The following is an 11,682-nucleotide window of genomic DNA, read 5'->3' on the forward strand; positions in this document are numbered from 1 at the left end:
GAAGGCAGCCGCCACCCATGGCATCCGCCCGCCCCCGCACCACCGCGCCGACGGCCCCCGGCGACACCGTGGCCGACGCCCTGTGGCACCTGCTCGACCTGCTCGGGCGGCAGGCACCGGCCGAGAGCTTCGCCGCCGCCTCCGCCGCGGCCCGGGACGCGGGGGCGGGCCCGGCGGAACTCGTCCGCGTCGAGGCGGCCACCGAGGCCGCCCTCGGCATCCGCCGCACCCTCGACCAGCACCGGCGCCGCGAGGCCGAACTGTCCGCGCTGTTCGACACCGCGGGCGACCTCGCGGCGCTCAGCGACCTGGACGCGGTCCTGCGCGCCATCGTGCGCCGCGCCCGGCTGCTCCTGCGCACCGACGTGGCGTATCTGACGCTCAACGCCCCCGCCGAGGGCGACACGTTCATGCGCGTCACCGACGGCTCCACGTCCGCGAAGTTCCAGCAGCTGCGGCTCGGCATGGGGGAGGGACTCGGCGGCCTGGTCGCCCAGACCGCCCGGCCCTACGCCAGCGCCGACTACCGCGCCGACACCCGCTTCAAGCACACCGCCGTCATCGACGCGGGCGTCGGCGAGGAGGGCCTGCGCGGCATCCTCGGCGTACCGCTGCGCGTCGGCAGCCGCGTCATCGGCGTCCTGTACGCGGCCGACCGCACCCCGCGCGACTTCGCCCCCGACCAGATCGCGCTGCTCGCCTCGCTCGCCGACCACGCGGCCGTCGCCATCGACAGTGCGCGCCTCCTGGAGGAGACCCGCGCCGCCCTGGTCGAACTCAACGCGGCGACCGCCACCGCCCGCGCCCAGAGCGAGGCCATGCGGCGCGCCGCCGAGACCCACGACCGGCTCACCGACCTGGTCCTCCGCGGCGGCGACGTGTCCGACCTCGCCGCCGAGATAGCCGCGCTCCTCGACGGCGGCCTCGTCGTCCAGGACGCCGACGGCACCGAACTGGCCCGCGTCGGCGCCGACTCGGCGACCGCGCCCGCCCGGGGCGTCGCCGCGTCCCGCGCCAGCGGGCACGCCGTGGCCGTCGACGGCGTCTGGGTGTCCGCCGTGCTCGCCGGGCCCGAGCCGCTCGGCAGCATCGCGCTCAGCGGCCGCCCCGACCTCACCGACAGCGACCGGCGCCTCTTCGAACGCGCGGGCCTGGACACGGCGTTGCTGCTGCTCCTGCGCCGCTCCGTGGCCGAGGCGGAGGACCGAGTGCGCGGCGAACTCCTCGACGACCTGCTCAAGCCCGCCCACGCCACCGACCCGCGCCGCGCCGGACGCCTCTGTCTGCGCGCCCGCCGCCTCGGCGTCGACCTCGCGGAGCCGACCTCCGTCCTCGTCCTGACCTGCGAACCCGACCTGCGCTCCCGCCTGCTGACCGAGGCCGCCCGGCACGCCCGCACCCTGCGCGGCCTCGCCGGACCCCAGGGCGGCCATGTCGTCCTGCTCGCGCCCGCCGCCGCGCCGGGGCCGCTCGCCGAGCGCCTGTCCGCCGACCTCGGCCGGGCCGTCGGTGCGCCCGTGACGTGCGGCGCCGCCGGACCCGTCGAAGGGCCCGCCCGGCTGCCCGCCGTCCACGCCGAGGCGCTGCGCTGTCTGCGTGCCCTGACGGTCCTCGGCCGCACCGGCCAGGGCGCGAGCCTGTCCGGCCTGGGGTTCGTCGGCGTGCTCCTCGGCGACCACACGGACGCCGACGGCATCGACGGCTATGTCCAGCGCGTCCTCGGGCCCGTCATCGACTACGACACCCGGCGCGGCACCGAACTCGTCCGCACCCTCGACGCCTACTTCGACGCGGGCGCGAGCCTGTCCCGCGCGAAGGACGCGCTGCACGTCCACGTCAACACCGTCGTGCAGCGCCTGGACCGCACCGCCCGTCTCCTGGGCCCGGACTGGAACTGTCCCGACCGGGCCCTGGAGCTCCAACTGGCCCTGCGGCTCAACCGGTTGCGCCGCCCGCCGGGGACTGGTCCGGCGTAGCGTCCCGGGTCCGGCGGCGCTGCGTGGGCACGGCGTCGAGGGTGTCGGTGCGGTACTGGAGCGACTGGAGCTCGAACAGGCGCCGGAACAGCTGGGGTCCGTCGGCGGACATCAGCGTGGCGAAGTCGCCCTGCTCGACGAGTCTGCCCTCGTCGAGGACGTAGATGACGTCGGCCTCCTTGACGCTGTGCAGGCGGTGCGTGACCAGGACGATGGTCTGGTCGGCCGACGCGAGCGCGCGGATCTTGCGGAAGGCGTCGATCTCGGCGGCGGGGTCCATGCTGCTGGTCGGCTCGTCGCAGATGAGGATGTCGGCGTCGCGGAAGTAGGCGCGGGCCAGGGCGATGCGCTGCCACTGGCCGCCGGACAGGTCGACGCCGCCCTCGTAGCCCTTCTCGCACAGGGTGTCCCAGCCGTGCGGCAGATCGTCGAGCACGCGGTGCGCGTCTGCGTACGCGGCCGCCGCGTCGAGCCGTGCCGTGTCGTGGATGTCGCCGGGGCGGCTGATGGCGACGTTGGCGCGGGCGGTGAACGGCCACCGCTGGAAGTCCTGCAGGACCAGGGCGACATGACCGAAGACGTCGTCGCGGCGCAGCGCGCACAGGTCGGTGCCGTCCCAGGTGAGGGAGCCCGACGTGGGCAGATAGAGGCCCGCGAGGAGCTTGCTCAGGGTCGTCTTGCCCGATCCGTTGGCGCCGACCAGCGCGATCACCTGGCCCTTGCGGATGGTCAGGGACACCTTGTCGAGGGCCGGGGTGTCGCGCTCGGGATAGCGGAAGCTCACCCGGTCGAACTCGATCACGGCGGGCGGCCGCGGCACCGGGACGCCGGTCGCGGGGATGGCGCGCTTCTTGGCCTCCTCACTGGCGCGGATCAAGTCGTTCATGAACAGGCTCTGTTCGTAGAGGTGGTGGATGTGCGACACCATCCGGCGCAGCCCCGCCGTGCCGCTGGTCAGGGCGAGCGCGGCGGTGGCGCCGGACGCCAGCGGCAGATGGCCGGTCGTCAGGAGCCAGGCGAGCAGGGCGTAGGTGCCGCCCGCGGTCAGGCCCGACAGGGCGGACGTGGCCAGCTCGGTGCGGGCCTCCAGGTGCGCGAGGCGCGTCTGCTCGTCCGCGGCCTGCGCCGCCATCTGGTCGAACTGGTCGAGCAGGAACGGGCCCGCGCCGTGCACCCGCAGCTCCGGCGCCGCCTTCTGCGAGATGAGCAGGCGCCGCAACGCCCCTTGCTGGCGTACGTGTTCGAGCCAGATCTGCACCGACTCGTATGTGCGCCGCGCGGCCCGCACCGTGCCCCAGGCCTTGGGCACCACCACCGCGAGCAGCAGCGGAAGCAGCACGGGGTGCAGCACGGCGAGGACCCCGCTGACGGCGAGCAGCGCCATCAGGGCCTCGACGATGCCGAGGGTGTGCTCGATGAGGCGGCGGGCCGCGGTCTGGCCGTGCTGTCCGGAGTCGAGGACCGCGTGGAAGTCGGAGCGCTCGATGTGCTCCATCTCCACCCGGATGACCTCCTTCATCATGGAGAGCCCCGCCACGCGCTCCACCTTCGGCCCGAGGCGGCCCGCCGCCGCGAACGACACGGCGCGCAGCGTCGCCGCGAACGCGCTGGCGGCGGCCACCCACACCAGGGACGGCAGCGCGTCGCGCACCCGGTCGGCCGTGGGGCCCGCGGCGAACAGGGACACCAGGACGCGGTTGGTGGCGAGCAGCCCGAACGCCGTCGCCGCGGCCTGGCCGAGCTGGGCCACCGCGACCACCACGAGCGCCAGCGGGTCGGCGCGCCAGGCCAGTGTCACGGTGTGCCGGAACAGGCGCGGGATCTGCCGCAGGATCGACAGGAACGACGCGTTGAGGCGCGCCAGTTCATGGGTGGTCCAGCCCCATGAGCCGCGTAACCGCCCGCCGAAGAGCAGTTGTTCGGGCGGCGTGGGGGTGCCGGGGCGGCGCTTCCCGGGAGCCGGGGGAAGTGATGCCAAAGTTCCTCCCTGATCAGGGGTCGTCCGTCCGGAACCTGCCCCGGACGGCTCCGTCGATCCTCATCGGCGGATCGGCGCGACGGGGCACCCCGGACGAAACTTTCGGACGAATGTCTGAAAGCGTCCTGTATTGACGGGAGTTGAGGGGGCGGGAGGGAGGTGAGGGGACGGCGCGGTGCGCGCTCGCGGGGCTCGGGAGGAGCGGGGCTCAGGAGGGGGTGCGCGCCCGGTGGCGGCGTACCGCGTCCCGGTTGGCGCACCGCTGTGAGCAGTAGCGCTGCCGCCCGGTGCGGGAGGTGTCGGCGAAGATCGTGGTGCACTCCGTCACGGTGCACCGCCGCAGCCGGTGCATGCCCCGGCCCGACAGGTGCAGCGCCGTGCCCACGGAGATCAGCGCGAACAGCAGCGGGCCGAGCGGCTGTTCGTCGTCCCGGTAGTGCAGATGCCAGCCCGTGCCGGCGTGGTCGGTCAGCCGCGGGTGGGCGGTGGCCGCCGCCAGCATCCCGTTGAGCAGTCCGGCGCGGGTCTCCTCGTCTGCGGCGTCGACGACCTCCTCCCACGCGGTCAGCGCCTCCAGGGCGCGGTCCAGGTCCTGCGGTACGACCGGCCGCTCCAGGGCGAGCCCGGCCGCGCGGCAGCGGTCCGCGAGCTCCGCGGCGGTCGTCGGGCGGTGGTTGGCCAGGTCCGCGGCGAGATTCACGACGTCCGCGCCGTAAGGGTTGAGGTGCATAAGGCCATTACAGCAGCCTGATCGGCATGCGACGACGTACGAGAGGCCAAGGCCCGGCCGCGGGCGAGGGGGATCCGTCCGCGAGGGGCGAGGGTCCGGCCGCGGGGGACCGGGATCCGTGGCGCTACCGGTGGGCCGTCCTCGGCATCGCCACCTTCACGCAGGCCGCCGCCGGGTTCTTCGTCCAGGGCATCGGCGCCCTGGGCATCCAGCTGCAACGCGACCTGGACCTCAGCACCGCCCAGCTCGGGATGCTGGTCTCGGCGTCCCAACTGGTCCCGCTGGTCGGCCTGTTGGTGGCCGGTGAGCTGCTCGACCGCTACCCCGAACGCTGGGTCGTCGGCATCGGGGCCTGCGTGGTGGCCGTGGCCCTGGGCGCGGGGAGCGCCGCGCCCGGCTATGTCCCGCTGCTCTGCGTCCTGCTGGTCGTCGGCGCCGGCTACAGCACCGTCCAGCCCGGCGGCAGCAAGCTGGTGGCGTCCTGGTTCGACACGTCCCGGCGCGGATTCGCGATGGGGGTGCGTCAGGCGGGCCTCCCGCTGGGCGCCGCGCTCGCCTCGGCCGTACTGCCGCTCCTCGCGGAGGCCTACGGCTGGCGCGCGGCGCTGGTGGCCGGGGGGTTCGTCGCGCTGCTCGGGGCGGGCGTCTTCGTGGGCGGCTACCGGCGGCCGCCATCCGTGTCGTCCACGCCGTCCGTGTCATCCACGGCATCCGTCTCGCCCGCCCTGTCCGCCCCCTCGTCCGCCCCGCCCGGGCCCGCACCCGCACCCCCGCTCAAGGAGCCGTCCGCCCCGCTCTCCGCGCGACTCGCCGCCCGGCTGCGGCTGCTGCGCGCGCCCTCCATGGTGACGATCGTGCTGTCCGGGGCGAGCCTGATCTCGGTGCAGTACGCCGTGGGTGTCCTGACCGTCCTGCACCTGCACGAGGCGGCCTCGGTCGGAGCCGGGACGGCGGCCCTGGTCCTGGTGGTCGCCCAGGGCGCGGGCGTGGTCGGCCGCGTCGCCCTCGCGGTGCGCAGCGACCGGGCTCCCTCCGGTCGGCACGGCACCGTCGCCCTCTGCATGGTCGCCGTGGTCGCGGGGATGGTGGTGCTGATGACTCCGCTGGGCCGCGTCCCCGCCCTGGCCTGCGGTGTGCTCGTCTGGCTCGGCTTCTTCGGCTACGGCTGGTACGGCCCTTGGGTCGCCCACGTGACCGAGTCGGCCCCCGCGGGCCGGACCGGGTTCACCCTCGGCCTCGCCATGTCCGGCAACCAGGTCGCCATCGTCGTCATGCCGCCCGTGCTCGGCCTGCTCCGCGACCTGACCGGCGGCTTCACCGTGGTGTGGGGCCTGCTGTCCGCGCTGACCGTGCTCGCCCTGGTGGTCACCACCCGCGCCGACCGCCGCCTCCGGAGGCAAGGTCCGCCCGGCGTCCGGGAGTTGCCGGACACTGCCGGGGCTCGGCCGCCGACCGCGTCCGTGGCCCCTCATCGCCCGGACTGACCGTCCCGAGCCTCGCCCCGCACCTCTTCACGTGCCTCGTCCGGTACGAGGACGACCTTGCCCGCGACCGTGCCGGACTCCGCGAGCCGCATCGCGTCGGCCGCCCGCGACAGCGGGATCCGCGCGGCGACCTGCGGCTCGAGCCTTCCCTCCGCCAGGAGCGCGAAGACCTGCCCGAGGTCGGCGTCGAGCCGGGCGCGGAAGGCGTCGACGCGGCGGCGCCCGGCCCAGATGTTGAAGAAGTGCGCGTGGCGCGAGTTGGGCAGCGCGTTCCACAGCGCGAGGCGTGCGAAGAGCTTCAGGACGGGGGCCTTGGAGGACCCGGCGGCGTCGCGGGTGGACGCGGTGCCGTACGACACGAGCGTGCCGCCCGGGGCGAGCAGCCGGAACGAGTCCACGATGCCGTCGCCGCCGACGTGGTCGAAGACCGCCCGCACGCCGTGCGGCGCGAGGCCGCGCAGCCGCCCGTGCAGGTCGGGGTCCCGGTAGTCGACGGGGGTGACGCCGAGCGCGCGGAGCTTGTCGTGGTGGCGCCGCGAGGCCGTGCCGATCACCCGCACACCGGCGATCCGCGCCAACTGGACGAGGGCGGAGCCGACGCCGCCGTTCGCGCCGAGCACGACGATCGTGTCGCCCGCGTCGACCTTGGCCGTGCGGTGCAGCATCTGCCAGGCCGTGATGCCGTTCACCACGAGGGTCTCGGCGTCCGTCGACGCCACGGAGTCCGGCACCTCGACGAGGTCCGCCGCTTCCACCACGACGTGGCTCGCCCAGCCGCCGGTCTTCGTCAGCGCCGCGAACCGCCTCCCGGCCAGCGCGGGATCGACCCCCTGGCCGGTCGCCACTACGCGGCCCACCAGGTCGTACCCCGGCACGAACGGGAACGGCGGCTGGTCGTAGTACTTCCCGCGCCGCATCTGCTGCTCCGCGAACGAGACGCCGGTGGCCTCCATCGCGAGCAGCACCTCGCCCGGGCCGGGGGTGGGGGCGGCGACGTGCCGGACCTCAAGGCCGTCGGGCTCGACGACGCCGGGCAGGACGACCTCGGTCGCGACGGTTCCGGCGGCGGGCGCTGTGGCCTGCGAGGTCGTGGCCTGCGCGGCCGTCGGCTGGTTCCCGTGGTTTCCGTGGTTTCCGTGGTTCTCGATCGTGTGCATCTCGCGCATGATTTTGCCTCTCTCGATAGGTATTGCTTATTGCTGTGGTTAGAAGCTCTAACTAGAGAATGGCCCGCACCCGAAGCCCTGTCAAGCCCCCTCTTCCTTGAGTTAGAGTCTCTAACTGCAGTGATAGTCGAGCGGCAAGGAAAGGAGCCACCGACGTGGCAGACCCCTCAACCCCGCGCCAGCGCTACCGCGACCAGGTGCGCGGCGAGATCAAGGCCGCCGCCCTGGAGCAGATCCGTGCGGGCGGCGCGCCCGCGCTCAGCCTCAACGCCGTCGCCAAGGGGCTCGGCCTCACCGGCCCCGCCCTCTACAAGTACTTCCGCAACCGCGACGACCTCCTCACCGAGCTGATCTGCGACGGCTATGACGCGGCGGCCGTCGCCATGCGCGAGGCCGCCGACCGCGTGGCGGACGCCCCGCCCCGCGACCGGCTCCTCGCCCTCGGCACGGCGCTGCGCGACTGGGCGATCGGGGCGCCGCACGTCTACCAGCTCCTGGCCGGTACGCCGTCCCCCGGCTACCAGGCGCCCCCGGAGACCACCGACCGGGCCCGTGCCGTACTCGGCCCGCTGCTCGGCGTGCTCGGGCAGGGGGACTGCGCGGGCGCGGCCCTCGAACTGCGTGCGGAGATGCGTTTCTGGCTGAACGAGACTCCCGCCGTCGAGGAGTGGGTCAAGGCCTGGGCCCCGGACGTCGACCCGGCGACGGCGCTCGCCGGCACGGTGACGGCGTGGGCCCGGCTGCACGGGATCGTCAGCCTTGAAGTGCAGGGCCTGTTCGGGGGGATGGGGCACCGCCCCGGCACGCTGCTCAAGGCCGAGATGGAGGCGCTGGCCGACGCGATGGGGCTGCCGGGTTCGGCCCGGTGACGCCCCCGGGGGTCGGCGCGGTGACACGGACGGCTTGATCGGCTCGGTGGGCCGGATGCGACCGCGCCCGGCGGGGCAGGATGGGGCCGCTGTGCACAACCGCCCGGCCATGCGGGCGGACCGCGCGGTCCAGCGGGCGCACCCCCGTTCCAGGGGGGCGGGCCACCCGTGCGAGCAGGCGGAACCCCCGTTCAAGGAAGGTGCGGCGATGGAGAACGCGGCCCCCGGACAGCTCGTCGTCTCGACGGCGACCCCCGACGACTGGCGCACGGTCACCGAGTGGGCGGCGCGGGAGGGCTGGAACCCGGGTGCCGACGACGCGGCGGCGTTCTTCGCGCAGGACCCGGACGGGTTCTTCGTGGGCCGCGTCGACGGCGAGCCGGTGTCGGCGATCTCCGTCGTCACCTACGGCCCGGCGTACGCCTTCCTCGGCTTCTACCTGGTCCGCCCCGACCTGCGCGGCCGCGGCCACGGCCGCACCACCTGGCGGACCGCCCTCGCCCACGCCGGGGACCGGGTCGTCGGCCTCGACGGCGTTCCGGCGCAGCAGGACAACTACCGCCGCTCGGGCTTCCGGCGGGAGCACGGCAGCCTGCGCTACGTCGGCCCCCTGGGCGCGTCGGGCCCGCTGCCCGCGCACATCAAACCCGTGGCGGATGTGGGCCTTGACGCCGTCGTCGCGTACGACAGCGCCTGCTGCCCCGCCGACCGGCCCCGGTTCCTCGATGTCTGGCTGACCGCGCCCGGCCATCACGCGCTGGCGAGCGTGGTCGACGGCCGCGTCACCGGGTACGGGGTGCTGCGCCCGGGCCGGGACTCACCGCGCGTCGGCCCGCTGTTCGCCGACACCCGCGCCGACGCCGAGGCGCTGCTCGACGCGCTCGGGGCCGGGTCCGGCGGCGCGGCCGTCGCCCTGGACGTACCGGAGACGAACACGCAGGCCGTCGCGCTCGCGGAGGGGCGCGGCATGAAGCCGTCGTTCGAGACGGCGCGCATGTACACGGGCCCGGTACGGGAGTTCGCGCGCGAGCGGGTCTTCGGGATCACCACGCTGGAACTCGGCTGAGAGGGGCGGGCGGCCCGGCGCCGCCCGCCCCCGCCTACTGCGTCCCGCTCACGTCACCGTCAGCGTGACCTTGCTCTTCGCCGTGGAGCTGTTGCCCACGTACAGGTCGAACCTGCCCTCCTCGACGAGGAACTCGCCGCGCGTGTCGTTCGTCCAGAAGCCCAGGTCCGCCGCGCCGAGCCGGAAGCGGACGACGGTGGAGCGGCCCGCGCCGAGCGTGACCCGGCGGAAGCCGCGCAGCTTGCGCACCGGCTGGGTGATGCTCGCCGCGACGTCGTGGACGTACAGCTGCACGACCTCGTCGCCCTTGCGGCGGCCGGTGTTGGAGACGGTGACCGACACCTCCAGGGTGTCGCCGTCGCGCAGGGCGCCCGCGGGGACGGCAGTGCGGCTCAGCTTCGGCGCGCCGATCTCGAACGTCGTGTAGCTGAGGCCGTGGCCGAAGGGGAACTGCGGGTCCGGCGGCAGGTCCAGGTACTTGGACGTGTACTTGTTGTCGGCGTTGTAGGGGCGGCCCGTCGACTCGTGGTTGTAGTGGATCGGGATCTGGCCGACCGTGCGCGGGAAGGACACGGGCAGCTTGCCGCCCGGGTCGACCTTGCCGAAGAGGACGTCGGCGATGGCGTTCCCGGCCTCGACGCCGGGGTGCCAGGCCTCCAGGACGGCGGGCGCCGACTCCAGCCAGCCGCCCATGGTCAGCGGACGGCCGCCCACCAGGACGACCACGAACGGCTTGCCGGTCCCCGCGACCGCCTCGACGAGACGTTCCTGCGCGCCGGGCAGACCGATGTCGCTGCGGGCCGCCGCCTCGCCGCTCATCGACGGCGGCTCGCCCACGACGACGACCGTCACGTCGGCGGCCTTCGCGGCGGCGACCGCGGCCGGGATGCCGTCGGTGTCCTTGCCCTCGGGGTCGACACCGCGCGCGTACGTGACCTTCGCGTCCGGGGCCGCGCGGCGCACCGCGTCGAGGACCTTCACCGACGGGTACTTCTTCGCGGCGGCCGGGACCACCCAGGTGCCGAGCAGATCGTCGGAGTCGCCGAACGGGCCGACGACGGCGATGGACTTGGCGGTGGACTTCAGCGGCAGCACCTTGCCGCCGCCCCCGGCGCTCTCGTTCTTGAGCAGCACCATCGAGCGGGCGCCGGTCTCGCGGGCGGCCTTGCGGGTGGCGGCGGTCGGCCCGTCGATCGCCGCGTCCCCGTCGACGTACGGATGGTCGAAGAGACCTAGGGCGAATTTCAGCCGCAGGACACGGGCGACCGCGTCGTCCAGACGGCGCTCGCTGATCTTCCCGGCGCGCAGCAGCTTCTTGCCGTGGTCGCGGAGGTTGGTGCTGACCATCTCCATGTCGACGCCCGCGTTCAGCGAGAGCCGGGCGGCGGCCGCGCCGTCCTCGGCGAAGCCGTGCGCGATCAGCTCCTGGACGCCGGTCCAGTCGCTGACGACGACGCCGTCGAAGCCCCACTCCTTCTTCAGGATGCCGGTCAGGGTGTGGGAGTTGCCGTGCGCGGGGACCCCGCCGACGGTGTTGAAGGACGCCATCACCGTGGCGGCACCCGCGTCCAGGGCCGCCTTGAACGGTGGCAGATAGAGATTGCGCAGCCGGGACTCCGACACGTCGACCGTGTTGTAGTCGCGCCCGCCCTCGGCCCCGCCGTACGCCACGAAGTGCTTGGCGCAGGCGGCGACCCGGTCCTTGGCGGCGAACTGGCCCTTGCCCGGGCCCTGGTAGCCCTCGACCTTGGCGGCGGCGAACTCGGCCGTCAGATACGGATCCTCGCCGCAGCCCTCGGCGATGCGGCCCCAGCGCGGCTCGTGCGTGACGTCCATCATCGGCGAGAACGTCCAGTGCACGCCGTTGGAGCGGGCCTCCTTCGCGGACACCTCGGCGTCCGTGCGCGTCACGTCCGGGTCGAAGCTCGCCGCCTGCGCGAGCGGGATCGGGAACGTCGTCCAGAAACCGTGGATGACGTCCAGGCCGAACAGCAGCGGGATGCCGAGCCGCGACTCCTCGACCGCGATGCGCTGGAGCGCGTTGCTGCTCTTGGCGCCGAAGATCGAGAGCACCGAGCCGAGGCGTCCGGCGCGCGCCGCGTCCTCCACGTCCTTGGTCTCACCGCCGCCCGGGCCGGTGTCCCAGGACCAGGCGAGCTGCTGGAGCTGGCCCAGCTTCTCTTCGACAGTCATACGGTCGAGGAGCCGCCGGACCTTGCCGTCGTCGGCGCCGGCGCGGTCCTCGGGGGCGGCGCCAGGGGCGGGTGCAGCCGGTGCCGCCTCGGCGACCGTGGAGTTCAGGGCACCGCCCGCGACGGCGGTGCCGCCGATCGCGGACAGCACAGTGCGCCTTCGTACATCTCGCATGCGTTCGCCTTCTCACGTCAGGACACGAGTAACCGGAGTGATGCGC

At 74.1% G+C, this 11,682-nt stretch carries 8 protein-coding genes; 4 read left to right on the forward strand and 4 right to left on the reverse strand.

Annotation, left to right across the window (positions count from 1 at the left end; all coding sequences use genetic code 11):
* The first annotated feature begins 17 nt into the window (after window positions 1–17).
* Window positions 18–1,976 carry a helix-turn-helix domain-containing protein gene (locus ACZ6AA_RS33585; RefSeq protein ID WP_471462272.1) on the forward strand — a complete coding sequence of 653 codons (1,959 nt, stop codon included), beginning with the start codon at window positions 18–20 and terminating at the stop codon, window positions 1,974–1,976.
* Here ACZ6AA_RS33585 and ACZ6AA_RS33590 read toward each other — a convergent pair.
* A complete protein-coding gene (locus ACZ6AA_RS33590) occupies window positions 1,936–3,954 on the reverse strand; it encodes an ABC transporter ATP-binding protein (protein WP_471462274.1) in 2,019 nt (672 codons plus the stop codon). The genes ACZ6AA_RS33585 and ACZ6AA_RS33590 overlap by 41 nt on opposite strands.
* A gap of 208 nt (window positions 3,955–4,162) precedes the next feature.
* A complete protein-coding gene (locus ACZ6AA_RS33595) occupies window positions 4,163–4,684 on the reverse strand; it encodes a CGNR zinc finger domain-containing protein (RefSeq protein ID WP_468458734.1) in 522 nt (173 codons plus the stop codon).
* A gap of 26 nt (window positions 4,685–4,710) precedes the next feature.
* Here ACZ6AA_RS33595 and ACZ6AA_RS33600 point away from each other — a divergent pair, with 26 nt between their 5' ends.
* Complete coding sequence (locus ACZ6AA_RS33600; protein ID WP_471462276.1) at window positions 4,711–6,168, forward strand: MFS transporter; 1,458 nt, start codon at window positions 4,711–4,713, stop codon at window positions 6,166–6,168.
* Here ACZ6AA_RS33600 and ACZ6AA_RS33605 read toward each other — a convergent pair.
* Window positions 6,153–7,334: a medium chain dehydrogenase/reductase family protein gene (locus ACZ6AA_RS33605; protein ID WP_471462278.1), complete on the reverse strand. Its 1,182-nt coding sequence runs from the start codon at window positions 7,332–7,334 to the stop codon at window positions 6,153–6,155. The genes ACZ6AA_RS33600 and ACZ6AA_RS33605 overlap by 16 nt on opposite strands.
* A 155-nt stretch (window positions 7,335–7,489) precedes the next feature.
* Between ACZ6AA_RS33605 and ACZ6AA_RS33610 the strand changes: the two genes are divergently transcribed.
* The gene (locus ACZ6AA_RS33610) at window positions 7,490–8,203 is read left to right on the forward strand and encodes a TetR/AcrR family transcriptional regulator (protein WP_468458740.1); all 714 of its coding nucleotides are present in this window, start codon (window positions 7,490–7,492) and stop codon (window positions 8,201–8,203) included.
* A 208-nt stretch (window positions 8,204–8,411) separates the two neighbouring features.
* The gene (locus ACZ6AA_RS33615; protein ID WP_471462280.1) at window positions 8,412–9,269 is read left to right on the forward strand and encodes a GNAT family N-acetyltransferase; all 858 of its coding nucleotides are present in this window, start codon (window positions 8,412–8,414) and stop codon (window positions 9,267–9,269) included.
* Between the two features lie 48 nt (window positions 9,270–9,317).
* Here ACZ6AA_RS33615 and bglX read toward each other — a convergent pair whose 3' ends face one another.
* Window positions 9,318–11,636: a beta-glucosidase BglX gene (bglX, locus tag ACZ6AA_RS33620; protein WP_471462282.1), complete on the reverse strand. Its 2,319-nt coding sequence runs from the start codon at window positions 11,634–11,636 to the stop codon at window positions 9,318–9,320.
* Window positions 11,637–11,682 lie beyond the last annotated feature (46 nt).

The organism is Streptomyces sp. NPDC040610 (genome assembly GCF_055594065.1).

Coding starts and splice junctions, on each gene's coding strand:
- ACZ6AA_RS33585 (WP_471462272.1), top strand. CDS start 18: ATGGCATCCGCCCGCCCCCGCACCACCGCGCCGACGGCCCCCGGCGAC.
- ACZ6AA_RS33595 (WP_468458734.1), bottom strand. CDS start 4,684: ATGCACCTCAACCCTTACGGCGCGGACGTCGTGAATCTCGCCGCGGAC.
- ACZ6AA_RS33600 (WP_471462276.1), top strand. CDS start 4,711: ATGCGACGACGTACGAGAGGCCAAGGCCCGGCCGCGGGCGAGGGGGAT.
- ACZ6AA_RS33605 (WP_471462278.1), bottom strand. CDS start 7,334: ATGCGCGAGATGCACACGATCGAGAACCACGGAAACCACGGAAACCAC.
- ACZ6AA_RS33615 (WP_471462280.1), top strand. CDS start 8,412: ATGGAGAACGCGGCCCCCGGACAGCTCGTCGTCTCGACGGCGACCCCC.
- bglX (WP_471462282.1), bottom strand. CDS start 11,636: ATGCGAGATGTACGAAGGCGCACTGTGCTGTCCGCGATCGGCGGCACC.